Genomic DNA, 25,236 nt, shown 5'->3' on the forward strand with positions numbered 1-25,236 from the left:
GGCATGTTATCAGAAACCCTGCATGCACTCATCCCGGATTGTCAGTTGCCGCTCAGTACCTGCTGATAAAGCGACGTCAGCGCCTGCGCCAGTCGCGACGGGCCGTAAGGTTCAATTTTGCGCCGTGCGGCGTCGCCCATGCGTGAATCGCGGGAAAGTGCCGGTATGGCGTTCACCGCCTGATTTAACCCTTTGATATCCAACGCATCACAGACGAAGCCTTCCTGACCGGCGGTAATGAATTCGGCGCCACCGCAGCCGGTGCTGGTAATGACCGGCAAGCCGCAGGCCATCGCCTCCAGCACCACATTCGGGAAAGGATCGTAGAGCGTGGGCAGCAGCAGGCCATCCGCTGCGTGATAAAACGGCTGCACATCCTGCCGGACGCCGACAAAGCGCAGCCGATCCAGGCAGTTCAGCTGCGTGGCCAGCTGCTGATAGCGTGACTGTTGCTTGTCCTGACCCACCACAATCAGATAGCGATCGCTGGCGGCCAGCGCCTGAATCGCCGCTTTCAGCCCTTTACGTTCAAAGCCGGAGCCGACATAAATCAGTACGGTGGCGTCAGCGGGCAGCGCCAGCTGCTGGCGGCTCGCCTGACGCGCCGCTTCCGTAGCGGGCTGAAAACGGCTGGCGTCGATGGCGTTGTGAATCACATGGATCCTGCCGGCGTCAAGCGAGAAACAGCGCAGGATATCGCGCTTCACCATCTCCGAATTGCAGATCACCGCTTTCAGCGTCGGCGAGTTAAACATCTCCGCTTCCGCCTGCAGAACGTAGCGGTGATAAGGACTGAGTGCCGCGCTCAGCCGCTGCCAGGGCGAGACGATGCGGGCGCGCTGTTCCAGCCAGACGCGATGAACGCCATCCCCGGCGCGGAAAATGTCACAGCCCGCGATGCGCTCATGGCTCTGCACAATATCGAACTGCTCCCGCTCCCAGCAGGCGCGGGCCGCGCGGGCAAAACCGCGTTCTCGGGAGATGCGGCCCAGCTTTGCCGGGTTGCAGATATGCAGATGCCAGTCAGGGTTTGGCGTGCCCTGCCAGCTGCGGGTAATGATGTTGAGGTCGAGCTGTTCGCTACCCAGCGCCTCCAGCGCGCGTGAGATAAACCGCTCGGCGCCGCCATCCGGCCGGTATTTCTGCCGGACGATCGCCAGCCGTAACTTACTCATTCAGGTAACTCCTTGCGGCCGCGACCACATCCTTCACCGGGATCGCCGACAGATAGCGCTGGTCAGTGCGGGTGTCGATAGAATCGGGTGAGGGCAGCGGGCCATAATCGCCCGCCCAGATGACGTGATTGTTGTCGCCCCAGGGCCGCCAGTGCTGCAGTTTGGTCGGGCCAAACAGCGCAATGCAGGGCGTTTTCAGCGCGGCGGCCATGTGCATCGGAGCGGAGTCGACACCAATAAACAGCCGGGCGTGCTCAATCAGCGCGGCCAGCTGCGGCAGCGTGAACTGGCCCGCCAGCGACACCACGTCCGGCGACGCACAGAGCGCCCGGATGCGGTTAATCATGGCCAGCTCCTGCTTGTCCGGTCCGGCGGTCAGCACGACCTTACGGCCGGGCTGCGCCAGTTGTTCGATCGTGGCGGCCACGCTCTCCTCTTCCCAGCATTTGAAGCCCCAGCGCGAGGTTGGCTGCACCACGATATAGGAGCCGGTCACCCGGTGTTCCGCCAGGCGGGCCTGTACGATCTGCCGGTCTGCCTCGCTGTAGTGCATCGACACGCGTGCGCCATCGCTGCTGATGCCCAGGGGCGCCAGCGCCGACATATTCTGCTCAACGGTGTGCAGTTTGCTGTGATTGTGCGTGGGCACCAGGCGGTTATGGCACCATCGCCACAGGGCGTTATCCCGCTTTTTAAAGGCGAACCCGATGCGAACGGGCGCCCCGGAAAGCCGGGTAATCAGGGCTGCGCGCCACTGATCGGCCAGATTAATCACCAGATCATACTGTGCATCACGAATGGCGCGGATCAGGGCTCGCTCATGGCCCAGCTTGCGCCAGGTGCCTTCCTGCTTCCATTTACGATCGATAACGTGCAAATGGCGGATAGCCGGATGCGCTTCCAGCATCGGGCGGGTTTCCTGATAGAGCAGCACATCGATGCTGGCCTGCGGATACCGCGCCCGCAGCGCATTAATCGCGGGCGTGGTGAGCAGCATGTCACCATGATGGCGCAGCTTAATCAGTAATATATTTTGGGGTGAGATGTTTGCTGGAGTCAGGCTGGCCATAAACAAGAGTTCTCAGAATTCAGTGAACCGATTGTAGGGCAAACGCTTTTTAGGATAAAGCCAGCCTCAGCGGTTATTTAGCCCGCCAGCGATAGAGCCGGCCCAGCCACAGCAGTAACTGATACCACTGCTTGATGCCCCGGGCATTGCGCAGCATGCGCAGATGCGTCCGGCTGGCAAAGAGATCTGCGATAATGGCCTGGCGGGCCTGTTCGTCGGGTTCCCGTCTCACGCTGTGGCAGACGCTCAGCGCCTCATGGGTCACCTGATAGTGAAACGATGGGTAGATTTTTACGCGGTCCCGATAGCGGATATTCAGCTCTTCCAGCAGCCGCGCGATTTTCAGGTAGTGACGCTGATATTCAACGTTGCGCGCCCCTGTCCGTTTGCGATTGCTGATCGAGGCGTCGTGCATATAGTAGCGATAGAGCACCGCGTCGGTATAACGCACCCGACTGGCCAGCAGCATAAATTCGGTGGTCCAGGGAATATCCTGATGATGCAGACCGGGTTCAAACTGCAACTGATGCTGCTCAATCAGCGCCCGGCGATAGATGCCCAGCCAGACCACATGCATATAGCGATGGGTTTTCAGGGCAGTGTTGAGCCAGGCGGCACCGCTCAGCACCGGCGTGCTGCGCAGGCGATCCAGCGGGATCAGCGGCTTTACCCGCTGGCTGTGTTTGAAAAACCACTCGGCGTTGCACTGCGCCGCATCCAGATCGTCCGCCTCTGCCATCGTCACCAGCGTCTGGTACATCTCGGGCTGCTGGGTATCATCGGCGTCAGGGAAGGTGACATATTTTCCGCGCGCGATAGCCAGTCCCGCATTGCGCGCCCGCGAGACACCGCCGTTCTCCTGATGAATGACACGAATGTGAGCGTGATGCTGCGCATAGTGGTCGGCGCGTTCGCCTGAGCCGTCGGTGGAACCATCGTCGACGATAATAATTTCCAGCGAGGTCAGTGTCTGCGCCAGCAGTGACCGCATGAACTCATCAAACATGCTGCCCGCGTTATACATCGGGGTAATGATACTCAGCAGAGGAGAAGTACTCATGACACTCTCTGCGCCAGCGTGATATTCACTGCGAAAGGGCGTTGCCTCGTCATAAATCATGTCCAAATCAGCAGAATGAAAACAGGAGTGTCGCGATTATAGAACGGGCTGACCAGCCTGCTTTACTAAAAAGCCACGCACGACCTCTGGAGTGTGTTATGTGCGTTTTTTTTACGCATCCGGCTGATGCAGGCGCGGACGCATCAGCCAGCGATCTCTGTGTCGGGCTCGCAGGCGTGATAGCTGACAGAACCGGCCTCCTTTCGCGCCTGCACGCCGGGGCTCACTACGGCTGGCGCGGATTAAAAAACTTCAGCCTGACATATTTCATCATCCAGCTCATGCTTTCAGCGTACTCTTTCTGATGCCACTTTATGCGGGCAAAGCGCTTGATCTCTTTGTAATGCTTTGGCGCATCAAGCGGCTGCGTGGCCCATGGCGAACGCTGGTAATAACGGTAGTAAAGACGGGAGAGATCGCTGCCCCCCCAGGCGTGCCAGGGTTTGCATTTGCCGGTGTAGTGAATCATCACGGTGTCGTCGGGTACGCCGGAGTGGTCCCAGACTTTGTTGGCAATGATGTCATAAATATGGTTGTAACGATCCGGCAGGATCAGGATCTCCTCCTCCAGCACAATATTCAGCGCATCCTGGTCGGGGAAACCAAACCCGGCGCCGCGGGTCACCAGCACGTCAGTAATGCGCGCCGTGGTCTGCCTGTCGAGCCAGCGTGGAATATTGATCAGCATAAAGCCGGAATTGAAATAGTGATGGTGCGTCAGCCCCAGCCGCGCGCACTGGTTCTGCCGCGCCCGCGGCGTGTCATTGCAGGCCGCCAGCGTGTAGTCCGTGATATCCAGCGTAAACAGGGGCGAGTAATCCCCGACGACCAGGGTGTCGGCGTCGAGGTAGATCACCCGATCGCTGTAGCGCGCCACGGTTTCAGGGATCAGGAAGCGGTAGTGAATACTTTTGGGGTAGCGTCCCACCGCAGGCAGTTGATCAACCCAGGCGCTGTTGAAGATATGCAGCGTAATTGCCAGCCGATGACCGGTCGCCAGCGTACGCAGCTTTTCCACATCCTCTTCACGCAGCGAATCGGAAAAAATGTGGGCGTGGAAAGCGGTATCGGGATGATGGCAAAGAAGTGAAAACAGCGTAATGCCCAGACCACGCGCGTAGGCATGGTTGATGCCAAACGCAACATGAACCGGATTATCATCCATGTCAGCGAGCGTGTTCACCAGCAGCTGACTTTGCTGAACGGCGTCAGCAAGAGGGGTAATGGCCATTACGCTTCACTATTCCAGATTATGAGTAATAAACGTTTGTATTCTAGTCAGTTTATCGTCATCCAACCCGAATAATTTTTCAGCGGGCTGATCAAACTTAAAACGCGTAGCAAAAACGAACGTCGAGGCAGCAATATTATCGGGTCCGATAAATAACACGTTGTTAACCGGACGCTGTTCTCTGATTTCACACGGCCCGTAAAGCATGATCACCGGAACCTGCTGCGCGTCGGCGATATAGGCATTGCCAGAGTCTGAGGAGATGTAGAAATCCATCTGCGCGATGGCCCACGGAACCTCTTCCAGCTTTAGCTCACCAATCAGGCTGACAATATTCTCTTTCGGCCCGGTCAGGCTCAGTAACTCATCCAGCCAGGGCTGTTCAGCGGGCGGGCCAAAGACATAAAAGGTGCAGGGCAGGTCAGACAGCGAGGCCATCAGCTGCTGCCAGACGGTGGCCGGAATGGTTTTAGCCCGGTTACCGGCAGAGATGCTGATGCCGATTTTAATGCCGCTGCGCGGGTTCAGCAACGCGGCAGGCGGCGCAGGCGGCTGCCAGAGCGGCGAGGTCGCATGCTTGGGGAAATCGGTATGGCGATAGTCGCGGTTGATGAGCTTCAGGTAACTGTCGAGCGTTAAGTCCGTTTTCGTATGTTCGACAATGCCGCTGGCCCGGCGATAGAAGGTTGAGTGGTAGGATTTGCGCACGTAAGTGCGCAGAAACTGCCGGTTGGGCGCATTGCATAATGCCGCAAAAAACAGGTTCACGCTGTTTGGCTGTACCAGATAGACGTTGTCATAGCGGTTCATCAGGGTGAACGCCAGCTTCAGTTTGGCCAAAAAGCTGCGCTTCGCCTCTTCGATCAGAAAATAGCGGCTGACCGTGTCGTCGTGACGTGCCAGCGGCTCCACCGCTTTGCTGATCAGCAGCTCAGACTGACCCAGCGCGCGCAGCATCGGGGTGATATTAATAAAGTCCCCAATCTTCGCCGTCTGGATAATTAAGCTGCGTCCGGTCGGGCGGTAAAAGAGCCGCATCAGCGCCCGGAAAGGCAGCAGCAACAGATAGATCAGCACATAGTTCATGGTGTGTTTTCCGTAATAACGGCCTGCAGTCTCTCTGCCACCGTGTCAGCCGTCAGCTCCGCCAGATGATGATTCGGAGCACTCAGTGCCTGCTGATTCTGCCCGTAACCGCCAATCAGTCCGGGATCGGTCGGGCCATACAGTGTGAGATTGGGACGATCCAGCGCCGCGGTCAGATGGCTCAGACCGGTATCGACGGACACCACCGCCCGGGCACCCGCCAGCTGTCGGGCGACCGCTTCCAGCGTCAGTTTTGGCAACACCTCCACATGCGCAAACCCTTCCGCCAGACGCAGCGCACGCTGATGCTCATGCTCGGCACCCCACGGCAGTTTCACCCGCAGTCCACTGGGCTGCATCAGGGCAATCAGCTGCCGCCAGTGTGATTCCGGCCAGTGCTTATTGTCGCGCGTCGTGGCATGCAGAAAGACCAGATAATGGTGCGCGTCGGCGGGCAGATGATGCAGGAAGTGCCCGGCGATCGCATAGTCGCCCTGATGCTGCGGCTTTTCATAACCGAGACTTTTGGCAAACAGTTCGCGCGTCCGCTCTACCGCGTGCTGCTGCCTGCTCACCTCATGGCGGACGTCAAACCACCAGCTGGCAAACGGCTCACGCGCGCTGCGGCTGTCCTGTCCATGCTTCACCCCTTTGGCTAAGCGCGTCACCAGCGCGGCGCTTTTAATCAGCCCCTGCGCATCAATCACGATATCGTACTGGCGTGACTGTAACGCACGCTTAAACAGCACGCGCTCTTCACGCTGCTGGCTGCCAAACCAGTGTTTACGCCAGCGCCGGATGGCGACTGGCAACACCCTGTCGACCGCGGGATGCCAGCCAGGGATCTGAGCAAAATTCTCTTCCACCACCCAGTCAAAACGGATGCCGGGAATGGCAAGCATCGCATCGGTGAGAGCCGGAAGGGAGTGCAGCACATCGCCCATCGACGACGTTTTTACGATCAGGACGTGCATGGCACCTCCTGAGGCGCGAGCAGCTCACGCAATGTCTGGTGGACGCGCTCTGGCTGAATATCGATCAGGCTCTGATGATAACCCTGTTCAGCATCGCCTTTGCGCACTTTGTGGTAGCCGGTGATCAGGCGGATAATGCGCGCCTGACGCGCCAGCGGCGGCGTAAAGTCCGGGCTGCTGGGTCCATAGAGCGCCACCAGCGGGCGGTCCAGCGCGGCGGCAATGTGCATCAGGCCGGAGTCGTTACTGACCACGGCACGACACTGCGCCAGCAGGATCACCGCCTGCTCCAGTTGGGTTTCACCCGCCAGATTCCGGCAGTGTCCGCGCGCCTCTTCAGGCAGCGCCGCGATAATCTCTTCGCCGGTCGGACGATCTTTGGCGGATCCAAACAGCACGATCTGGAAGCCTTCTGCAATCAGCTGACGGGCCAGCGAGGCGTAGTGATAGTGTGGCCAGCGTTTGGCCGGGCCAAATTCAGCACCGGGGCAAAAACCGATGATCGGGCGGGTCGCGGTGAGCCGGAACTGGGCGGCCGTTTCACGCATCTCCTGCTCATCGACCTGCAGTCTGGGCCACAGCAGCGGCTGTGGCAGCTGCGCCGCCGAGGCAACGGGGGTGTCGTAGCCCAGCGCAACATAGCGCTCAACCATCAGCGGAAAAGCCGCTTTGTCCAGCACCCGCAAATCGTTCAGCAGGCCGTAACGCATCTCGCCACGCCAGCCCACACGCCGTCTGATGCCGGCAAAAAAGGGCACCAGCGCCGATTTGAAGGAGTTAGGCAGGACATAGGCCCGGTCGTAATGGCTGGCGCGCAGCACTTTTCCCAGCCGGCGACGTTCGCCGATTTCCAGCGCGCCATGCCCGAGTGGCATCGCCAGCGCCTGATTCACCTCCGGCATGCGTGACAGTAATGGACGGCACCAGGCCGGTGCCATCACGTCAATCACCGCATCGGGATGTTCGGCTTTGAGGGTGCGATAGAGACTTTGCGACATCATCATATCGCCGACCCACGACGGGCCGATTACCAGAATTTTCATCGCCGGAGCAGCTTCCTTTATGCGTTGCGATTCAGCCAGACCATATATTCAGCGACGCCCTGCGCCACCGTTTTAAACGGCTTGTCGTAGCCGGCGGCACGCAGTTTTGTGAGATCGGCCTGGGTATAAGCCTGATAACGGCCTTTGAGTTTTTCCGGGAACGGGATGTATTCGATCTGACCTTTCTGATGGAAATTCAGCACCGCGTCAGCCACTTCCTGGAAGGACTCGGCGCGGCCAGTGCCGCAGTTGTAGATGCCGGAAATATTATTCTCCCAGCACCACAGGTTGACTTCGGCCACATCGTCAACGTGGATGAAGTCGCGCTTAAAGCCATCGCTGCCTTCAAACAGTTTTGGATTCTCACCGTTGCTGATCTGCGTGTTCAGATGGAAGGCTACGCTTGCCATGCTGCCTTTATGACCTTCACGCGGGCCATAGACGTTGAAGTAGCGGAAGCCGCACACCGGCGAGTTCGCCTCCGGCAGCATCTGGCGGACATAGTGGTCGAACAGCATTTTGGAGTAGCCGTAAACATTCAGCGGCTGCTCATACTGGCGCTCTTCGATGAAATGGTCGTTGCGTCCGCCGTAGGTGGCCGCGGAGGAGGCGTAGAGGAAGGGGATCTCGCGTTCAAGGCAGAAGTGCAGCAGCTCTTTGGAGTACTGATAGTTATTCTCCATCATGTACTTGCCATCCCACTCGGTGGTGGCGGAGCAGGCACCCTCGTGGAATACCGCTTCGATCGGGCCTAAGTCGTCACCCGCCATCACGCTGATCAGAAACTCTTCTTTGTCCATGTAATCGACGATGTCGAGGTCGACTAAATTGGCAAATTTGGTGCCATCCTTCAGATTATCCACCACCAGAATATCGGTGTGACCGCGTTTGTTCAGCGCTTTGACGATGTTGCTGCCAATCATGCCCGCGCCGCCAGTTACGATAATCATGTTATTACCTTCAATGTTGTAGGGTGAAACAGGAGGTTTCACGCACGAATGCCTCACATCATAACATTTCATCCGAGTGCAGACAGCCAGATGACTCTTTAACGCTTTGTCCGTCTCTCCTCGCGGCGTGAACTATGCTGCAAAAATGACATTCTGTTGGGCGATTTGTCGTGAAGATGCGGCCTGTTCAGTAAGATATGCCAGATTTTTGCCATCTGAGGAGAGCAATAATGCCTGCGCAATTTTACCAACAACTTCGTCAGCAGCTTGATGACGCACGTCAGGAAGGACTGTTTAAACAGGAGCGGATCATCACCTCTGCCCAGCAGACGGCGATTGCGGTTGGCGACGACCCGGCAGTGATTAACTTCTGCGCCAATAACTACTTAGGGCTGGCAAACCATCCGGCGCTGATTCAGGCGGCAAAAGAGGGAATGGATTCGCATGGGTTTGGCATGGCCTCGGTGCGCTTTATCTGCGGCACTCAGGACAACCATAAGGCGCTGGAGAAGCGGCTGGCGGAGTTTCTCGGGATGGAGGATGCGATTCTCTACTCCTCCTGCTTTGACGCCAATGGTGGCCTGTTTGAAACGCTGCTGGATGCGCAGGATGCAGTGATCTCTGACGCGCTGAATCACGCCTCTATCATCGACGGCGTCCGGCTGTGCAAAGCGCAGCGTTACCGTTATGCCAACAACGACATGGACGGGCTGCGCACGGCGCTTCAGACGGCGCGTGACAACGGCGCGCGGCATATTCTGATCGCCACCGATGGCGTCTTCTCTATGGATGGGGTGATTGCCAATCTGCCTGCAATCTGCGATCTGGCCGATGAGTTCTCTGCGCTGGTTATGGTGGATGATTCCCATGCGGTGGGCTTTGTCGGGAACAGTGGACGCGGCACCCATGAATATTGTGACGTAATGGGCCGGGTCGACATTATTACCGGAACGCTGGGTAAAGCGCTGGGCGGCGCATCCGGCGGTTACACCGCCGCGAAAGCTGAAGTGGTGGAGTGGCTGCGCCAGCGCTCCCGTCCCTATCTGTTCTCCAATTCCCTCGCGCCAGCCATCGTTGCCGCCTCGCTGCGGGTGCTGGATCTGCTCAGCGAAGGCGACGGGCTGCGCCAGCGTCTGTGGGATAACGCCCGCTTCTTTCGCGAGCAGATGACGGCAGCAGGCTTTACCCTGGCCGGTGCCGATCACGCGATTATCCCGGTGATGCTCGGGGAAGCGCGTGTCGCCCAGGCGTTTGCCCGCCTGCTGCAACAGGAAGGCATCTACGTGACCGGTTTCTTCTATCCGGTGGTGCCGAAGGGGCAGGCTCGTATTCGCACCCAAATCTCGGCGGCGCACACTCAGCAACAGCTGGAACGTGCGGTAACCGCCTTTACCCGCATCGGCAAACAACTGGGCGTCATCGCCTGAGGAGTCGGTTATGAAAGCACTCGCCAAACTGAAGAAGGAACCGGGCATCTGGATGGTGGACGATGCGCCAGTGCCTGAGCCGGGGCATAACGATCTGCTGATTAAAATCCGTAAAACCGCTATCTGTGGAACCGATATACATATCTACAACTGGGATGACTGGTCGCGTAAAACCATTCCGGTGCCCATGATTGTCGGCCATGAATATGTGGGTGAGGTGGTTGCTATCGGGCAGGAGGTGAAAGGCTTCACCATTGGCGATCGGGTCTCGGGCGAGGGGCATATCACCTGTGGGCATTGCCGCAACTGCCGTGCCGGACGCACGCACCTGTGCCGGAACAGTGTGGGGGTCGGGGTAAACCGCCAGGGCTGCTTTGCGGAATATCTGGTCATCCCGGCGTTTAACGCGTTTAAAATTCCCGACAACATTTCCGACGAGCTGGCGGCTATTTTTGACCCCTTTGGCAACGCGGTGCATACCGCACTCTCCTTCGATCTGGTTGGTGAGGATGTGCTGATCTCCGGCGCAGGGCCGATCGGGATCATGGCCGCCGCTATCTGTCGCCACGTTGGCGCACGCAACGTGGTGATCACGGATATCAACGAATATCGTCTGGATCTGGCGCGAAAAATGGGGGTCACCCGCGCGGTTAATGTCGCGCATGAAGATCTCCGTGATGTGATGCAGGCGCTGGGCATGACCGAAGGCTTTGATGTCGGGCTGGAGATGTCCGGCGCGCCGCCCGCTTTCCGCGCACTGCTGGAGGTGATGAATCACGGCGGACGGATTGCCCTGCTCGGCATTCCACCGGGTGAAATGGCGATCGACTGGAATCAGGTGATCTTCAAGGGTCTCTTTATCAAAGGGATTTATGGCCGGGAGATGTTTGAAACCTGGTACAAAATGGCGGCGCTGATCCAGTCCGGCCTCGATTTAACCCCGATCATTACCCATCGTTTCGGCATCGACGATTTCCAGCAGGGCTTTGATGAGATGCGCTCAGGGCGCTCGGGAAAAGTGATACTGAACTGGGATTAACGCAGCGGCCGCCGGGACGGCCGCCTGCTCAGCTTCGCTTCTTCTCTTCGTCGGTCAGGTAGCGCACTTTGCGCGTATAATCCTGGCCTTTGAAGTTCAGCGGCTGCTGCGGATCGGCAAGGTATTTCTGCCACTCTGACAACGGGAATCCGCCATGCGCGCCTACCACTTCAGAGGGGATCACCGCCGACTGGCCGCCAATTTTTTTCGAGACCGGCCAGTTGGCCCATTCTCCCAGATTGACGGTTTTAATATCCAGCATGTCCAGCAACACCGCGAGCGGCAGCTGATCGGTCGGCGGCTGGCTGTCGTTCATCAGATTCCAGGTATCATTAAACAGCGTCAGCCACAGCGGTGAAATGCGCTGCCAGACGTCGCGGGTGGCCGCCAGGTAAGCTCCGTTAACGTGATCCACCAGATAAGGCCGGACGCTGTGCGGATAGTAGGCGGGAATCGCCTCCTGGGGCGCTTCAGCCAGCTTGGCAATCATCTTTCCCTGACGGAAGCTGGAGTAGAGATGGCCCGGCTTCATCATGATCTCTGGCATTTTAAGCAGATTGAGGTCGGAATCGATCATCAGAATGCCGTCGCCCTCAGCCTGCAGGGGAGCCTGCAGCTTAATCAAACGGCTGCGGTAGATCTGCTTGTAGCGATAGGAGGCTTCCCGATGTGGCACATCCAGCGTTGCCACGCGGGTTTTCGCCGGCAGGCTGCCAAAGGCATGAGCGGGCTGATCGCTGACAATTACAATCTCTTTTACCTGAGTGGCAAAGCGTGCCGCAAAATCGGTGCTGAGCCGCGCTTCTTCGATATAGTCCGCGCCGGTACAGGGGATCACCACAGAGGTGACCGGCACCGAACCCTGCACCTCTTTATGCGAATAGGGCAGATTATGGCGCGCTCTGATGTGACGGTATCGGGGATTCAAAAAGTTAAGCATGAGGTTTCTTTCTGGTGACGCTCTGTAAGATATTCTCGACACCGCTGATATAGGTTTCAATGGCGTACTGTTCACGGACACGTTTTGCTGCCGCATTGATCAGGCGCTGACGCAAATGCGCATCTTCCCACAGCGCAGTAAGCTGCTGGGTCAGCTGCACCACGTTGCCATAATCAAACAGCAACCCGGTTTCGTCATGACTGATCAATTCGGCAGTGCCGACGACCCGGGAGCCGACGACGGCGGTATTTACCAGCATCGCTTCCAGCACCACCCGCGGTAAGCCCTCGCTGCGCGAGGCAAGAATAAAGGTATCAAAGGCGGTCAGGTAATCCAGCGCATTGTTCTGGAAGCCCGTAAAGACCACGTGATGCTGAATATTCTCGGCGGTTGCCAGTTGCAGCAGATGCTGCAGTTCCGGACCCGCCCCGACGATCACCATTTTCCAGTCGGCCTGAGGATTAGCACGTTTAAAGCGGCCCAGCGCCTGCAGAATATGGTGGTTAGATTTACGTAATATCAGAGAGCCGATCGAGCCAAAGACAAACGTCGACGGGGATAGCTTAAAACGCTGGCGTACCTCAAGGCGATCAGGCAGAGGCTGGTGGATATCGATAGCATTACTGACGGTGAAACAGCGTTCAGCATCAACACCGTGGCTGCGCAGGGTCTTACTGACGCCCTGCGAGACGGCGATCACCGCCTGACAATTCTGATTCACCATACTGACCAGCCGTGGCTCCAGGACCGGATCGATACGGCAGTGCTGCACTACCGCGACGTCCAGGCTGCGCGCCGCCAGGTAGCCCTCTATATTGGTGCTGGGCTGGTTATTCATATAGAGGGTGTCAAACTTCCCCAGCTGCAGCAGGGAATGGATCTTGCTGGCGTTGGGAATGACCCGCCAGCGCGTATCGATCTCATCGATGGCGCGCTTTTTGAGTTTTTTATTGAAAAACAGCAGCGCACGCGTGGCTTCTTTCACAAACTTTGCCCAGCGCGGCTGTCTGATTTGCGGAATAAAAAAGACCGGAATAGCCAGTGCATTGAGGGTGGCCTCAATGGTTTCATCGTTGCCACGGCTGTAGTTATGATAAAAACAGCAGGTGATATCAAATTTCTGACGATCGATACGTTTCAGCAGCTCCAGCATACTGTTGGTGCCGCCGCCCCACTCTCTGCCGTTATCCAGCAGCAGGATTTTTTGTTTATTAATCGTCATCCCTATCACTGTTCCCGCACAGCCCGTTATTGCCCGACCCAGGATTATAGTAATTTCTGCGCATAATTGAACGCTAAGCCTGAGACTTAGCATTCATAGTACATTCAGAACAGGTTTTTCAGCGTTTTAAACAGCGGACTGGTGTTCAGGCTCTCACCGATGACCGCCAGAGCGCGGGTCGCCGGAACTGGGGCCAGCGGCTGCTTCGGCTTACACAGCGCCGCAGGCTGGAAGCGAGGTGTCGCCGGTTTGGCCAGTGCCACCGGTGTCCGGGACGCGCGGTGAAGCGGCTCGTTCAGCAGCTGGCTGGGGCGAACCAGCGTAATATCGGCTGGCAGGGTGGGCAGCATCTGCTGCAGGACCCGCACGGTGGCAGGGTGAGGATGCCCAATGGCAATGGCGTATCCGTCGCGCTGCGCCAGCTTCACCGCCCGGCTGAACTGCTGGCGGATGGCATTGCTGTCCTGGCTGTCATCAAGAAAGACCCGGCGTTTTAACACGCTGACCTGGGTGCCCTGAGCCGCCGGCACGGCCTGGCTGTTGGCAATGGTCATGCTGTCCAGAAAGTAGAGGTTGTAGTGGTTCAGCGCCTGCATCACCTTCTGCATACCGGACAGGCTTGATGTCATCCTGCTGCCCATATGGTTGTTCAGACCGACCGCATAAGGCACGTTGTTCACCGCATTACGCATGATGCGGGCCACCTCTTCACTGCTCATCTCCGGCGTCAGCGTATCTTTTTCCAGCGGCTGTTTGCTCAGGGGCGCCATCGGCAGATGGATCAGGACCTCATGCCCTCCCTGATGCGCGCGGGTCGCCATCTCATGGGCATGAGGCGCGTTGGGCAACACGGCCACCGAAATGGCCTGCGGCATCTGCAGGACTTTGTTCTCTTCGGCAGGGCGATAGCCGAAATCATCAATGACAATGGCCAGTTTACCCGCCTGCGCAGCGAAGCTGAACAGCAGGGCACTTAACAGAAGGGAGATCTTTCGACGTTGCAGCAAAACCTATTTTCCTAACCACGGCAGTGGATTGACGGCCTGTCCCTGACGTCGGATTTCAAAATAGAGCGACGGGGTACCGCGGCCACCACTGGTGCCCACCAGTGCGATAGGCTGTCCTGCCTTCACCTGCGTACCCACGCTCACCAGCGCACTCTGGTTGTAGCCATAGAGACTCATATCGCCTTTACCGTGCTCCAGCACCACGACCAGACCGTAGCCCTGCAGCCAGTCAGCCATCAGCACACGACCGTCGGCAATCGCCCTGACCTCGGTGCCTTCGCGCGCATCGATCACCAGACCTTTCCAGCGTAATTCACCCTGCAGCTGTTCGCCAAAGCGATGTTCGATGCGACCGCGTACAGGCCACATCGCCTGTCCGCCTGCGCGACCCAGTCCACCGGTGCGGGCCACCAGTTCGCGTTCGCTCTGGGTCGGCTGATAACTGGAGCCTTTTGCTTTCGCCTGCGCCTGACGCTGACGTACTTTTTCCGCCTCACGCGCTTCACGGGCGGCACGTTCGCGTGCCTCGCGTTCCGCCCGCGCGATCTTGTCCTGCAGGCGGCTTTCGTTCTGCCGCATCTCGACCAGATCGGCCTGATCTTTTTCCAGCGCGCTTTCCAGCGACGTCAGGGTCTTTTTACGGGCGTCGCTCGCCTGCTGCAGCTTCTGTTGCTGACTCTGCTGCTGGGCGAGTAGGGTTTTCTGCTGCTGTTGCTTCTGCTCCAGCGCGGCGCGTTGCTGATCTAAATCCTGACGCGTCTTTTGCAGCGATTCGATACTTTTCTGACGGGCCGCGTTCAGATAGCCGAAATAAGCCAGAATGCGCTCGCTGCGCTGGCTCTCTTCGCCACCCAGCAAAAGCTGCACGCCGCTGTGCTGGCCCTGACGGAAAGCCGCATCAAGCTGCTCAGACAGCAGGTTTTCCTGCTGGCTTTGCTGTTTCTCAAGGCGGGCAATAGAGGCGGTAAGCTGCTTTATTTCGTCATTCAGGGCGGAGAGGCTGTTGCGGGTGTCACGCAACTGGCGACTCGCCTGCGCGATGATTTTTTCCTGGCTCTGAAGCTGATCCAGCAGTTTACTGCGCTGCACCTTCTGCGCTTTAACGCTTTTCTCTTTCTCAGCAATGTTTTGCTGGATGGATTGCAGCTGAGATTTGCTGTCTTCCGCACTTTGGGCTGCGGCAGGCAATAACAGTGCGCCCGCACAAAGCAGGCTAAGGGAGAGGCTGGACAGGTGGCTGAACAACGGCAGGTTATCGCCGTTGGAACGGGTCCTTGTGTGCGAAACGGTTGTTTTTCCCTTCATAGGCCAATGATTATTCCACGATGAACCGCCGCTTACCAGTGCTCCCCACGGGCATTTGCTTTTCCGGTTATGTCCACATTCACAACGACATGGATTAAGCCTTACGCCATTTTTGCTATTCAGCCACTTTTTTTGGAAAATGGAGCACAAATCGATACTCTGGCCGCATAGCATCTGTACATGCGAAGTGGCGCAGGTATACTCAGAACCCTTGTTTTAGCTTATTAGCCCGGTCTGGAGTCGTTACCCCTCATGCAAGAAATTATGCAGTTTGCAAGCAATCACCCCATCCTGAGTCTCGCATGGGTCGTTTTACTCGTTATGGTGATTGTCACTACCGTTAAAGGGATGTTCTCTAAGGTAAAAACGATCAGCCGCGGTGAAGCCACCCGCCTGATTAACAAAGAGGACGCGGTAGTGGTAGACGTGCGTTCGCGTGACGATTTCCGCAGAGGGCATATTTCAGGCGCGCAGAACATTGCTGCCGCTGAGATTAAAAAAGGCAACCTGGGCGAACTGGAAAAGCACAAAGCACAGCCCATAATTGTGGTGTGTGCAACCGGACAGAGCGCTGCCGATCCTGCTGCCCACCTGAGCGCGGCAGGCTTCACCCAGGTTTCAGTGCTGAAAGATGGTATCAGCGGCTGGAGCGGCGAAAACCTGCCACTGGTTCGCGGCAAATAATCCTACAGAGGTGCTGAGCATGGCAAACGTTGAAATGTATACCAAGGCCACCTGTCCTTACTGCCATCGGGCGAAGGCGCTGCTGACGCAAAAAGGCGTCGCGTTTCAGGAGATCCCTATCGATGGCGACATGGCGAAACGCGAAGAGATGATTAAGCGTAGCGGCCGTACCACCGTACCTCAGATTTTTATTGATGCGCAGCACATCGGCGGCTGCGACGACTTATTCGCGCTCGATAATCGCGAAGGTTTAGATCCCCTACTGCAGGCGTAATTTTACGCCGGATAATCTCATACATAGGATTTGGTCACATGTCAGAACATAACACCAACGAAATGCAATTCCAGATTCAGCGCGTCTTCACCAAAGATATCTCTTTTGAAGCGCCTAATGCCCCGCAGGTTTTCCAGAAAGAGTGGGAACCGGACGTTAAACTGGATCTGGACACTGCATCTTCTCAGCTGGCTGACGAAGTGTACGAAGTCGTCCTTCGTGTGACTGTAACCGCTAACGTGGGCGAAGAGACCGCTTTCCTGTGTGAAGTACAGCAGGCGGGTATTTTCACCATCAGCGGTATTGAAGGAACGCAGATGGCACATTGCCTGGGCGCTTACTGCCCGAACATCCTGTTCCCGTATGCCCGCGAATGTATTACCAGCCTGGTATCACGAGGCACCTTCCCGCAGCTGAACCTGGCACCGGTTAACTTTGATGCGCTGTTCATGAACTACCTGCAGCAGCAGCAAGGTGAAGAAGGTGCTGAACACCATCAGGATGCCTGATGACCACACACGCTTCGATTAGCGTCATCGGTGCCGGCTCCTACGGCACCGCTCTGGCGATTACGCTGGCCCGTAACGGCAATCCGGTACAGTTGTGGGGACATAATCCTTCGCACCTTGCGCAACTCCAGACAGACCGCTGCAACACGGCCTTTTTGCCCGATGTTCCTTTCCCCGACAATCTCTCCCCTGAACCTGACCTGACCCGCGCCATTGCCGCCAGCCGCGACCTGTTGATCGTGGTGCCAAGTCATGTGTTTGGCGATGTGCTGCAGCAGATCAAGCCGCATCTGCGACCAGACTCCCGTATCGTCTGGGCGACCAAGGGGCTGGAAAAAGAGACCGGACGACTGCTGCAGGATGTGGCACGCGACATTGTGGGCGATGCCATCCCGCTGGCCGTGATCTCTGGCCCCACCTTTGCCAGAGAGCTGGCTGCTGGCCTGCCTACCGCGATTGCGCTGGCGGCAACGGATGCGCAGTTTGCCGACGACCTGCAGCAGAAGCTGCACTGCGGAAAAAGTTTCCGCGTCTACAATAATCCCGACTTCATCGGCGTACAGCTGGGCGGCGCGGTAAAAAACGTGATTGCCATTGGCGCCGGGATGTCCGACGGGATTGGATTTGGCGCGAATGCGCGTACCGCACTGATCACCCGTGGGCTGGCCGAAATGAGCCGTCTGGGCGCTGCGTTAGGTGCCGATCCCACCACCTTTATGGGGATGGCGGGCCTGGGCGATCTGGTGCTGACCTGCACCGATAACCAGTCGCGCAACCGTCGTTTTGGCATGATGCTGGGCCAGGGTGAGGATGTCGATAGCGCACAACGCATTATCGGACAAGTTGTAGAAGGCTACAGAAACACGAAAGAAGTCAAAGCGTTGGCTGCGCGTATGGGCGTGGAAATGCCGATTACTGAGCAGATTTATCAGGTACTGTATTGCGAAAAACCGGCGAGAGATGCAGCATTGAGCCTGCTGGGACGAACAAGGAAGGACGAAAACAGCACAGGCTAACGCAGGACGCGTAGCATCATCACCTGCAGCGCCATTCAGGCGCTTTTTTTATCGGGAGAAAACAGCAATGTCGTCTGATGAGTTAGAACTGGTCTGGAATAATATCAAAGCAGAAGCACGCGCCCTGGCTGATTGTGAGCCGATGCTGGCCAGCTTCTTTCACGCGACATTGCTTAAGCATGAAAATCTCGGCAGTGCACTGAGTTATATGCTGGCCAATAAGCTGGCGAATCCGATAATGCCCGCCATCGCTATTCGTGAGATCGTCGAAGAGGCTTACCGCGAAGATCCATCAATGATCCTGTCTGCAGCATACGATATTCAGGCCGTGCGTCAGCGCGACCCGGCGGTGGATAAATACTCTACGCCTCTGCTCTATCTCAAAGGTTTTCACGCCCTGCAGGCCTACCGCATTGGTCACTGGCTGTGGAATGAAGGCCGCCGCGCCCTGGCGGTCTATCTGCAGAATGAAATCTCTGTCTCCTTTGCCGTTGATATCCATCCGGCGGCCAGCATTGGTCATGGCATCATGCTCGACCATGCCACCGGCATCGTCATTGGTGAAACGGCCGTGGTGGAGAACGACGTTTCGATCCTGCAATCGGTGACGCTGGGCGGAACCGGCAAAACCAGTGGCGACCGTCATCCGAAGATCCGTGAGGGGGTGATGATTGGTGCCGGTGCAAAAGTTCTGGGGAATATTGAAGTGGGTAAAGGAGCAAAAATCGGTGCCGGTTCGGTGGTGCTACAGCCTGTACCGCCGCACACCACGGCAGCAGGCGTGCCCGCACGCATCGTCGGCAAGCCCGGCAGCGACAAGCCGTCGATGGATATGGATCAGCACTTCAACGGCAGCCTGGCGGGTTTTCAGTTTGGCGACGGCATCTAGTCTTTAATCAGCGCGCCCGCATAATCCAGCTGGCGCCACGCTTCATAAACCACCACCGAAACGGCGTTCGACAGGTTCATACTGCGGCTTTCGGCTCTCATCGGGATCCGGATTTTCTGCTCTGCCGGTAACGCCGCCAGGATCGCCGCCGGAAGCCCGCGGCTCTCCGGTCCGAACAGCAGATAATCTCCCGCCTGATACGCGACAGCGCTGTGTGCAGGCGTCCCTTTGGTCGTCAGCGCAAACAGGCGTTTCGGTGACTCGGAGGCGATAAACGCCGGATAGTCAGCGTGAAATTTAATTGCGGTAAATTCGTGGTAATCCAGTCCCGCACGGCGCAGGCGTTTGTCATCCCACGCAAAGCCAAGCGGCTGGATCAGATGAAGCTGAAAGCCCGTATTGGCGCAAAGACGAATGATATTGCCGGTATTCGGCGGAATTTCTGGTTCAAACAAGACAATGTTAAGCATAAGGCCCCCGATGACAGGGGCCGAAGCATAGCAAATTATTGGCGGCCGGAGGAGTAGAGCGGCAGCCAGAGGGTGAGACGCAGGCCGCCCAGCGGGCTGTCATCGGCTTTTACCCAGCCCCGATGCTGCTGTACGGCCGTGTCGACGATCGCCAGGCCGAGACCGGTGCCGCCTGACTCGCGGTCGCGCGCTTCATCGGTCCGGTAGAAGGGACGGAAAATCTGTTCACGATCTTCCGGGCTGACGCCAGGACCGTCATCATCCACATGCACCGTGATGCCGGAAATATCGACCGAGAAGCTGACGCTGATGTGCGAGTGGGAATAACGCAGCGCGTTGCGCACGATATTTTCCAGCGCACTCTCCAGCGCATGCGGGTTGCCATAAAGCGGCCACGGGCCAGGCGGATAGGGGATATCCATCTTCTTACCCATCTGCTCAGCTTCAAAGCGCGCATCTTCCAGCACCCCATTCCACAGCTGATTCGCCTTCATCGCCTCGCTGACCAGCGCATTTTTATGCTGGGTGCGCGACAGCACCAGCAGGTCGTTGATCATGCCATCGAGACGCTGCGCTTCCATTTCGATGCGGCCCAGCTCTTTACTTTCGCCCTGACGCCGGCGCAGCAGTGCGGTCGCCAGCTGCAGGCGGGTCAGCGGGGTACGAAGTTCATGGCTGATGTCGGATAACAGCCGTTGCTGACCGGTCATCATCCGCTCCAGCGCGCTCACCATCTGGTTAAAGCTCGACCCCGCAGCCAGAAACTCCTGAGGCCCCGACTCCAGCTCTGGATGCTGGCGCAGATTCCCGCTGGCCACCTCATCGGCCGCATATTTTAACTTACGTGCCGGACGCGCCAGGCTCCAGGCGAGCCACAGCAGCAGCGGCGAGCTGATCAGCATGGTAACGATCAGCAGCAGAAGGGGACGGTCAAACAGCAGATTGACGAAATCGAGCTGAGAACTGTTGGCCGGGCGGATCATATAAAGCTGGTAGTTATCTTCGCCATCCCGGACGGCGAAAGGCCCTACCAGCTCAACACGGCCATACTTCTTTTTCTGCGGATGATCGGCATTGTCAGACTGGCCGATAAAGTTACGGATCACCTGCATTTCATTATGCTGCGCACCGATCACCCGACCTTCGCTGGTCACTAACAGCAGCCGCTGACCTGGCGGTGCCCACTTTTCCACGGCCCGAAACAGACGACGCCACCACATCAGATCGTTAGGGGGATCCTGCGACAGCTCAGCTTCGACATGCTGCTCGATCATGATGCCCTGCCGCTGTTCACTCTCCAGCAGCGAGGTCATCTGTCGTGAATCGAGCTTGGGCACCATGAGCACCAGCATCAGCACCAGCGCCAGGGTTAACCAGAAGATGGCGAAGATACGGGTGGTCAGACTTCCTATCATGACGCTGAAACCATCAGATAGCCGCGGCCCCGCAAGGTTTTAAACCAGGGATGACCATCGTGACGCTCAGGCAGTTTGCGACGCAGATTGGAGATGTGCATATCGATGGCGCGGTCAAAAGGGGTCAGGCGCTTGCCCAGCACTTCCTGACTCAGGTGCTCACGCGATACCACCTGGCCCAGATGCTGTGCCAGCAGGTAGAGCAGGGTGAACTCCGTACCGGTAAGCTCCAGCGTCACATCGTTAAAGCTGGCCTCCTGGCGACCCGGATTGAGGCGCAGGCAGTCGACTTCCAGCGTAGGAGAGCTGTTGTCGTGCTGCTGCTGCTGCTCACTCCAGTTCGAGCGGCGCAGAATAGCGCGGATACGCGCCACCAGTTCGCGATCGTTAAAGGGTTTAGGCAGATAGTCATCTGCACCCAGTTCGAGGCCCAGTACGCGATCCAGCTCGCTGCCGCGCGCGGTTAGCATGATGACGGGGGTCTGATGTTGCTGACGCAGTTCTTTCAGGGTGTCGATACCGTTTTTCTTCGGCATCATGACATCCAATAAAAGCAGATCAATAGAGTTATCGAGCAGGTTCAGTGCCTGTTCGCCATCGCTGGCGACCACCACTTCAAACCCTTCCATTTCTAACAATTCTTTTAAAAGCGAAGTTAATTCGCGGTCGTCATCTACCAACAGGATTTTATTCATTTTTGTAGCCCTCCGCAGGCAAAATACCGTGTTCCTGGCGCACCTATCCATCGCTTTACGTAGTTTTACACCCCCTGACGGATGTTTGCAGCTGTCGCCGTACACTGGCTCTCGTTGAATCGCAAAACGGAACGAACTGGAGTACACGATGCGCACATTAACCGCCGTCGTCCTTGCCTCAGCGGTGGCGCTGAGTGGTGCCAGCGCAGGTGCCCGGGAGGCGACGACGATTGACGAAATGCATCATGGCGGATTGCCGACAGGCAGTATGACGCAAAATCCGCAAAGCCACATGTTCGATGGCATCGAGTTGACGGAAGAGCAGCGTCAGCAGATGCGTGACCTGATGCAACAGGCCCGGCATGAGCGCCCGGTCGTTCACATTGACGATATTGCAGCACTGCATGAATTAGTCACTGCAGACCAGTTTAACGAAGCGGCCATCCGCGAAAAGGCGGAAGTTATCGCCCGTGTTCAGGTTGAACAGCAGGTTGAGCTGGCCCGCGTACAGAATCAGATGTTTCAGCTGCTGACGCCGGCCCAGCAGGCCAGGGTTCAGCAGAATTATCAGCAGCGGCTTAACGAGCTGCGCCATATTTCGAAATTGCAGCCAGCGTCATCGCTGCAGGCAGTGAGTCGTACCAGCAGTAACCAGTAACATAGTATCCCTGTTTTCCTTGCCATAGACACATCCCTGTCTTCCCCCGCCATGATGGTGGGGGTTTTTTTTATCTTTTTTTCACTTTTTTTATTTTGACAGGAATCATCACTCTGTAACAAAAGCCGCTTTTTATTAGCGCCTGTTTAACGTTTGTTTGCCAGTCCTGCCGATTTATGACTTTACGGGCCACTCTTTCGCGTTAAGCGTACCGGTAGGTTTTTCAGACGGATGAAACCGGCTAACCTGCTGAAAGACAATAAGTTACTGACCCGCCTCTTGATTTTCATTCAACTAATCAATGGGTTGCTTATCCCGCGTTACGCTTGCCGGTTTAGGCGCACCCTCTACACTTAGTTCTGTCACTGCAGGGAAATGCAGTGTCTTTGCGAAGTCTCAGGGAGCAGCAACCACATTATGTAGTCCTGAATGAATCTATTAACGGAGTAAGTTATGGCAGAGCATCGTGGTGGTTCAGGTAATTTCGCAGATAATCCGCAAAAAGCGTCTGAAGCCGGTAAAAAAGGCGGCCAGAACAGCGGCGGCGGAAATTTTAAAAACGATCGTGAAAAAGCATCAGAAGCCGGGAAAAAAGGCGGCAAGAAGTAATCGCCTCTCTTCCTTAGGGCGGGCCTGCCTCTGAGCATGGCCTGATCCTGATGTGTATGACACTCTGCCCCGTCCTCTGTGAGGTCGGGGCTTGTTTTTTTCTCCCTTTCAAACCCTGTCACTGTCAAAAGAAACTGACCGGCTGAGCGACCTGCTGAGCACGCTCCGCTTCCCGGTGTTAAACTGCAGCCACTCTTTCATCTGAGTGCGTATCGTCATCGATGCGCTACAGGAAAACTGGCATGCAACCCTCTTATGGCCGACTGGTAAAGCGCGCTGCGCTTGCCGCTACCATTCTTGCTTCTGTGTTGTTACTCGTGAAAATCTTTGCCTGGTGGTACACCGGATCGGTGAGTCTGCTGGCCTCTCTGGTGGACTCGTTGGTCGATATCGCCGCCTCGCTCACTAATCTGCTGGTCGTACGCTATGCCCTGCAGCCGGCTGATGAAGATCATACCTTCGGCCATGGCAAAGCGGAGTCACTGGCCGCGCTGGCCCAGAGTATGTTTATTTCCGGTTCGGCCCTGTTCCTGTTTCTGACCGGCCTGCAGCATCTGGCCTCCCCCAATGTGCTGCGCGCACCGGACGTCGGGATTGCGGTGACCGTGGTGGCACTGAGTTCGACGCTGATTCTGGTCGCCTTTCAGCGCTGGGTGGTACGCAAAACCTGCAGTCAGGCAATCCGGGCCGATATGCTGCACTACCAGTCGGACGTCATCATGAACGGTGCCATTTTGATTGCGCTGGTGCTGAGCAGCTATGGCTTTGCGCGCGCAGACGCCCTGTTCGCGCTGGGGATTGGCCTGTTTATTCTCTACAGCGCGCTGCGTATGGGCTACGAGGCGGTGCAGTCGCTGCTGGACCGCGCGTTGCCGGAAGAGGAGCGGCAGCAGATCCTGACCCTCGCCACCACCTGGCCGCAGGTGCAGGGCGTTCACGATTTGCGCACCCGTCAGTCCGGGCCGACTAAATTTATTCAGCTTCATCTGGAGCTGGAGGATCAGCTGCCGCTGGTACAGGCGCATCGGGTTGCCGATCAGGTTGAGAAGGCGCTACGTAAAGAATTTCCCGGATCGGACGTAATTATCCATCAGGATCCCTGTTCTGTGGTACCGTTCGAGAAACAGGATTCTGCCGGTTTTTAACCCAACTGAATCAATTTGATACGCAAGGTATGACCTGGCGTTAACATTGCTGCAAAAATTAGTGAAAAGTTGTCTGACCTGAATCAATTCAGCAGCAAGCCTTTGATATACTATCTGCCATCACATGTCGCGCGAGTCATAAATGGCCGTCTGCCGCGATCGACAGGCAGGATTAACCCTTAGTTTGAACAATCCAGAGGTTGTCATGATCAAGAAAATTGGTGTATTAACCAGCGGCGGTGACGCCCCAGGCATGAACGCAGCTATTCGCGGAGTGGTACGTTCCGCGCTGAGTGAAGGACTGGAAGTTTTTGGGATCTATGACGGCTATCTGGGACTGTACGAAGATCGCATGATCAACCTCGATCGCTACAGCGTCTCTGACATGATCAATCGCGGCGGCACGTTCCTGGGCTCGGCGCGTTTTCCTGAGTTCCGTAACGAAGATATCCGTCAGGTCGCCATTGAGAACATGAAAAAGCGCGGCATCGATGCGCTGGTGGTGATTGGCGGTGATGGTTCCTATATGGGTGCCAAGCGACTGACTGAGATGGGCTTCCCCTGCATCGGTCTGCCCGGCACCATCGATAACGACGTTGCCGGAACAGATTACACCATCGGTTACTTCACTGCGCTGGAAACGGTGGTGGAAGCGATTGACCGCCTGCGTGATACCTCTTCTTCGCACCAGCGCATCTCTATCGTTGAAGTGATGGGCCGCTACTGTGGCGATCTGACGCTGGCGGCGGCGATTGCCGGTGGCTGTGAGTTCATCGTGCTGCCAGAGTTCCCCTACACCCGCGAAGAGCTGGTGGCGGAGATCAAAGCGGGCATCGCCAAAGGGAAGAAACATGCCATCGTGGCGATTACCGAGCACATCTGCGATATCGACGATCTGGCGCGTTACATCGAAACAGAAACCAAACGTGAAACCCGTTCGACCGTACTGGGTCACATTCAGCGTGGCGGTGCGCCCTGCGCCTATGACCGCATTCTGGCGTCGCGGATGGGTGCCTACTCCATTGAACTGCTGATGCAGGGTTATGGCGGCCGCTGCGTCGGTATTCAGAACGAGAAGATGGTCCATCACGACATCATTGACGCGATTGAAAACATGAAGCGTCCGTTCAAGCGTGACTGGCTCGACACCGCGAAAAAACTCTACTGATCATACGGCGGAGCGTGCTGCACAGCACGCTCCGGCAGTCTGGCTCTATATTCCTCGCAGTTATAACCGCTTATTTTTAATTCTTTAATCTCTCAATTGGTTTATGTCACGCTTAG

At 56.9% G+C, this 25,236-nt stretch carries 26 protein-coding genes; 11 read left to right on the top strand and 15 right to left on the bottom strand.

Features of this window, described 5'->3' with window-relative positions:
• Nucleotides 1–41: 41 nt before the first annotated feature.
• The 8 genes from ACNY69_RS19945 to rfaD form a co-directional block, all read right to left on the bottom strand.
• Nucleotides 42–1,175, bottom strand: a complete 1,134-nt coding sequence (locus ACNY69_RS19945; protein WP_418799783.1) for a glycosyltransferase family 4 protein — start codon at nt 1,173–1,175, stop codon at nt 42–44.
• Nucleotides 1,168–2,244 carry a putative lipopolysaccharide heptosyltransferase III gene (gene rfaQ / locus ACNY69_RS19950; RefSeq protein ID WP_111142155.1) on the bottom strand — a complete coding sequence of 359 codons (1,077 nt, stop codon included), beginning with the start codon at nt 2,242–2,244 and terminating at the stop codon, nt 1,168–1,170. Before rfaQ ends, ACNY69_RS19945 begins: the two co-directional genes overlap by 8 nt.
• 73 nt (nt 2,245–2,317) lie before the next feature.
• On the bottom strand, nt 2,318–3,304 hold the full coding sequence (locus tag ACNY69_RS19955) for a glycosyltransferase (protein WP_233499017.1): 987 nt from the start codon (nt 3,302–3,304) through the stop codon (nt 2,318–2,320).
• 286 nt (nt 3,305–3,590) lie between these two features.
• Complete coding sequence (locus tag ACNY69_RS19960) at nt 3,591–4,595, bottom strand: glycosyltransferase family 8 protein (RefSeq protein ID WP_367395933.1); 1,005 nt, start codon at nt 4,593–4,595, stop codon at nt 3,591–3,593.
• 9 nt (nt 4,596–4,604) lie between these two features.
• The gene (locus tag ACNY69_RS19965; RefSeq protein ID WP_293770524.1) at nt 4,605–5,681 is read right to left on the bottom strand and encodes a glycosyltransferase family 9 protein; all 1,077 of its coding nucleotides are present in this window, start codon (nt 5,679–5,681) and stop codon (nt 4,605–4,607) included.
• Nucleotides 5,678–6,655 (bottom strand): lipopolysaccharide heptosyltransferase RfaC, encoded by a 978-nt coding sequence (gene rfaC / locus ACNY69_RS19970; protein ID WP_418799787.1) that lies wholly within the window; start codon nt 6,653–6,655, stop codon nt 5,678–5,680. Before rfaC ends, ACNY69_RS19965 begins: the two co-directional genes overlap by 4 nt.
• Nucleotides 6,643–7,698, bottom strand: coding sequence for an ADP-heptose--LPS heptosyltransferase RfaF (gene rfaF / locus ACNY69_RS19975; RefSeq protein ID WP_111140724.1), 1,056 nt, complete (start codon nt 7,696–7,698; stop codon nt 6,643–6,645). Before rfaF ends, rfaC begins: the two co-directional genes overlap by 13 nt.
• Before the next feature lie 17 nt (nt 7,699–7,715).
• Nucleotides 7,716–8,648, bottom strand: a complete 933-nt coding sequence (gene rfaD, locus ACNY69_RS19980; RefSeq protein WP_111140723.1) for an ADP-glyceromanno-heptose 6-epimerase — start codon at nt 8,646–8,648, stop codon at nt 7,716–7,718.
• A 230-nt stretch (nt 8,649–8,878) separates the two neighbouring features.
• Between rfaD and ACNY69_RS19985 the strand changes: the two genes are divergently transcribed.
• Nucleotides 8,879–10,075, top strand: coding sequence for a glycine C-acetyltransferase (locus tag ACNY69_RS19985; RefSeq protein ID WP_293770612.1), 1,197 nt, complete (start codon nt 8,879–8,881; stop codon nt 10,073–10,075).
• 10 nt (nt 10,076–10,085) lie between these two features.
• Nucleotides 10,086–11,114 (top strand): L-threonine 3-dehydrogenase, encoded by a 1,029-nt coding sequence (gene tdh / locus ACNY69_RS19990; RefSeq protein WP_418799791.1) that lies wholly within the window; start codon nt 10,086–10,088, stop codon nt 11,112–11,114.
• A gap of 28 nt (nt 11,115–11,142) precedes the next feature.
• On the opposite strand, the gene ACNY69_RS19995 is transcribed toward tdh, so the two are convergent.
• The 4 genes from ACNY69_RS19995 to envC form a co-directional block, all read right to left on the bottom strand.
• Nucleotides 11,143–12,054, bottom strand: a complete 912-nt coding sequence (locus ACNY69_RS19995; RefSeq protein WP_111140720.1) for a glycosyltransferase family protein — start codon at nt 12,052–12,054, stop codon at nt 11,143–11,145.
• Nucleotides 12,047–13,276, bottom strand: coding sequence for a glycosyltransferase (locus ACNY69_RS20000; protein ID WP_418799794.1), 1,230 nt, complete (start codon nt 13,274–13,276; stop codon nt 12,047–12,049). Before ACNY69_RS20000 ends, ACNY69_RS19995 begins: the two co-directional genes overlap by 8 nt.
• A gap of 104 nt (nt 13,277–13,380) precedes the next feature.
• Nucleotides 13,381–14,283: a divergent polysaccharide deacetylase family protein gene (locus ACNY69_RS20005; RefSeq protein WP_418799797.1), complete on the bottom strand. Its 903-nt coding sequence runs from the start codon at nt 14,281–14,283 to the stop codon at nt 13,381–13,383.
• A 3-nt stretch (nt 14,284–14,286) separates the two neighbouring features.
• Nucleotides 14,287–15,588 (bottom strand): murein hydrolase activator EnvC, encoded by a 1,302-nt coding sequence (gene envC / locus ACNY69_RS20010; RefSeq protein WP_111140717.1) that lies wholly within the window; start codon nt 15,586–15,588, stop codon nt 14,287–14,289.
• Nucleotides 15,589–15,840: 252 nt separating this feature from the next.
• Between envC and ACNY69_RS20015 the strand changes: the two genes are divergently transcribed.
• The 5 genes from ACNY69_RS20015 to cysE all read left to right on the top strand — a co-directional run bounded on the left by ACNY69_RS20015 (nt 15,841) and on the right by cysE (nt 18,960).
• Nucleotides 15,841–16,272, top strand: coding sequence for a rhodanese-like domain-containing protein (locus tag ACNY69_RS20015; RefSeq protein WP_111140716.1), 432 nt, complete (start codon nt 15,841–15,843; stop codon nt 16,270–16,272).
• Nucleotides 16,273–16,291: 19 nt separating this feature from the next.
• Entirely contained in the window at nt 16,292–16,546 is a 255-nt protein-coding gene (grxC, locus tag ACNY69_RS20020; protein ID WP_111140715.1) for a glutaredoxin 3, read from the top strand.
• Between the two features lie 38 nt (nt 16,547–16,584).
• Nucleotides 16,585–17,055, top strand: coding sequence for a protein-export chaperone SecB (secB, locus tag ACNY69_RS20025; protein WP_111140714.1), 471 nt, complete (start codon nt 16,585–16,587; stop codon nt 17,053–17,055).
• Nucleotides 17,055–18,071 (top strand): NAD(P)H-dependent glycerol-3-phosphate dehydrogenase, encoded by a 1,017-nt coding sequence (gene gpsA / locus ACNY69_RS20030; protein ID WP_199560018.1) that lies wholly within the window; start codon nt 17,055–17,057, stop codon nt 18,069–18,071. Before secB ends, gpsA begins: the two co-directional genes overlap by 1 nt.
• A 67-nt stretch (nt 18,072–18,138) precedes the next feature.
• The gene (gene cysE, locus ACNY69_RS20035) at nt 18,139–18,960 is read left to right on the top strand and encodes a serine O-acetyltransferase (protein ID WP_111140712.1); all 822 of its coding nucleotides are present in this window, start codon (nt 18,139–18,141) and stop codon (nt 18,958–18,960) included.
• Here the strand turns inward: cysE and trmL are convergent.
• From trmL to cpxR, 3 genes are read right to left on the bottom strand one after another with little or no spacing between them, the layout of a single operon-like run.
• Nucleotides 18,957–19,430, bottom strand: coding sequence for a tRNA (uridine(34)/cytosine(34)/5-carboxymethylaminomethyluridine(34)-2'-O)-methyltransferase TrmL (gene trmL / locus ACNY69_RS20040; protein WP_111140711.1), 474 nt, complete (start codon nt 19,428–19,430; stop codon nt 18,957–18,959). The genes cysE and trmL overlap by 4 nt on opposite strands.
• 35 nt (nt 19,431–19,465) lie before the next feature.
• Nucleotides 19,466–20,845 (bottom strand): envelope stress sensor histidine kinase CpxA, encoded by a 1,380-nt coding sequence (gene cpxA / locus ACNY69_RS20045; protein ID WP_111140710.1) that lies wholly within the window; start codon nt 20,843–20,845, stop codon nt 19,466–19,468.
• Nucleotides 20,842–21,540, bottom strand: a complete 699-nt coding sequence (cpxR, locus tag ACNY69_RS20050) for an envelope stress response regulator transcription factor CpxR (protein WP_111140709.1) — start codon at nt 21,538–21,540, stop codon at nt 20,842–20,844. The genes cpxA and cpxR overlap by 4 nt, the downstream gene beginning before the upstream one ends.
• A 148-nt stretch (nt 21,541–21,688) precedes the next feature.
• Here cpxR and cpxP point away from each other — a divergent pair, with 148 nt between their 5' ends.
• The 4 genes from cpxP (at nt 21,689) to pfkA (ending at nt 25,120) form a co-directional block, all read left to right on the top strand.
• The gene (gene cpxP / locus ACNY69_RS20055; RefSeq protein WP_111140708.1) at nt 21,689–22,198 is read left to right on the top strand and encodes a cell-envelope stress modulator CpxP; all 510 of its coding nucleotides are present in this window, start codon (nt 21,689–21,691) and stop codon (nt 22,196–22,198) included.
• A 453-nt stretch (nt 22,199–22,651) separates the two neighbouring features.
• Nucleotides 22,652–22,807 (top strand): con-10 family general stress protein, encoded by a 156-nt coding sequence (locus tag ACNY69_RS20060; protein ID WP_003851267.1) that lies wholly within the window; start codon nt 22,652–22,654, stop codon nt 22,805–22,807.
• Between the two features lie 242 nt (nt 22,808–23,049).
• Entirely contained in the window at nt 23,050–23,952 is a 903-nt protein-coding gene (gene fieF, locus ACNY69_RS20065) for a CDF family cation-efflux transporter FieF (protein WP_418799805.1), read from the top strand.
• A gap of 205 nt (nt 23,953–24,157) precedes the next feature.
• Nucleotides 24,158–25,120, top strand: a complete 963-nt coding sequence (pfkA, locus tag ACNY69_RS20070; RefSeq protein WP_111140706.1) for a 6-phosphofructokinase — start codon at nt 24,158–24,160, stop codon at nt 25,118–25,120.
• The last annotated feature ends 116 nt before the right edge of the window (nt 25,121–25,236 follow it).

The organism is Pantoea graminicola (genome assembly GCF_048452665.1).
Classification (GTDB): Bacteria; Pseudomonadota; Gammaproteobacteria; order Enterobacterales; family Enterobacteriaceae; genus Pantoea.

Bases quoted from the DNA above. Each gene is read 5' to 3' on its own strand.
- ACNY69_RS19945 (WP_418799783.1), bottom strand. From the start codon at position 1,175: ATGAGTAAGTTACGGCTGGCGATCGTCCGGCAGAAATACCGGCCGGAT.
- rfaQ (WP_111142155.1), bottom strand. From the start codon at position 2,244: ATGGCCAGCCTGACTCCAGCAAACATCTCACCCCAAAATATATTACTG.
- ACNY69_RS19955 (WP_233499017.1), bottom strand. From the start codon at position 3,304: ATGAGTACTTCTCCTCTGCTGAGTATCATTACCCCGATGTATAACGCG.
- ACNY69_RS19960 (WP_367395933.1), bottom strand. From the start codon at position 4,595: ATGGCCATTACCCCTCTTGCTGACGCCGTTCAGCAAAGTCAGCTGCTG.
- ACNY69_RS19965 (WP_293770524.1), bottom strand. From the start codon at position 5,681: ATGAACTATGTGCTGATCTATCTGTTGCTGCTGCCTTTCCGGGCGCTG.
- rfaC (WP_418799787.1), bottom strand. From the start codon at position 6,655: ATGCACGTCCTGATCGTAAAAACGTCGTCGATGGGCGATGTGCTGCAC.
- rfaF (WP_111140724.1), bottom strand. From the start codon at position 7,698: ATGAAAATTCTGGTAATCGGCCCGTCGTGGGTCGGCGATATGATGATG.
- rfaD (WP_111140723.1), bottom strand. From the start codon at position 8,648: ATGATTATCGTAACTGGCGGCGCGGGCATGATTGGCAGCAACATCGTC.
- ACNY69_RS19985 (WP_293770612.1), top strand. From the start codon at position 8,879: ATGCCTGCGCAATTTTACCAACAACTTCGTCAGCAGCTTGATGACGCA.
- tdh (WP_418799791.1), top strand. From the start codon at position 10,086: ATGAAAGCACTCGCCAAACTGAAGAAGGAACCGGGCATCTGGATGGTG.
- ACNY69_RS19995 (WP_111140720.1), bottom strand. From the start codon at position 12,054: ATGCTTAACTTTTTGAATCCCCGATACCGTCACATCAGAGCGCGCCAT.
- ACNY69_RS20000 (WP_418799794.1), bottom strand. From the start codon at position 13,276: ATGACGATTAATAAACAAAAAATCCTGCTGCTGGATAACGGCAGAGAG.
- envC (WP_111140717.1), bottom strand. From the start codon at position 15,588: ATGAAGGGAAAAACAACCGTTTCGCACACAAGGACCCGTTCCAACGGC.
- ACNY69_RS20015 (WP_111140716.1), top strand. From the start codon at position 15,841: ATGCAAGAAATTATGCAGTTTGCAAGCAATCACCCCATCCTGAGTCTC.
- grxC (WP_111140715.1), top strand. From the start codon at position 16,292: ATGGCAAACGTTGAAATGTATACCAAGGCCACCTGTCCTTACTGCCAT.
- secB (WP_111140714.1), top strand. From the start codon at position 16,585: ATGTCAGAACATAACACCAACGAAATGCAATTCCAGATTCAGCGCGTC.
- gpsA (WP_199560018.1), top strand. From the start codon at position 17,055: ATGACCACACACGCTTCGATTAGCGTCATCGGTGCCGGCTCCTACGGC.
- cysE (WP_111140712.1), top strand. From the start codon at position 18,139: ATGTCGTCTGATGAGTTAGAACTGGTCTGGAATAATATCAAAGCAGAA.
- trmL (WP_111140711.1), bottom strand. From the start codon at position 19,430: ATGCTTAACATTGTCTTGTTTGAACCAGAAATTCCGCCGAATACCGGC.
- cpxA (WP_111140710.1), bottom strand. From the start codon at position 20,845: ATGATAGGAAGTCTGACCACCCGTATCTTCGCCATCTTCTGGTTAACC.
- cpxR (WP_111140709.1), bottom strand. From the start codon at position 21,540: ATGAATAAAATCCTGTTGGTAGATGACGACCGCGAATTAACTTCGCTT.
- cpxP (WP_111140708.1), top strand. From the start codon at position 21,689: ATGCGCACATTAACCGCCGTCGTCCTTGCCTCAGCGGTGGCGCTGAGT.
- ACNY69_RS20060 (WP_003851267.1), top strand. From the start codon at position 22,652: ATGGCAGAGCATCGTGGTGGTTCAGGTAATTTCGCAGATAATCCGCAA.
- fieF (WP_418799805.1), top strand. From the start codon at position 23,050: ATGCAACCCTCTTATGGCCGACTGGTAAAGCGCGCTGCGCTTGCCGCT.
- pfkA (WP_111140706.1), top strand. From the start codon at position 24,158: ATGATCAAGAAAATTGGTGTATTAACCAGCGGCGGTGACGCCCCAGGC.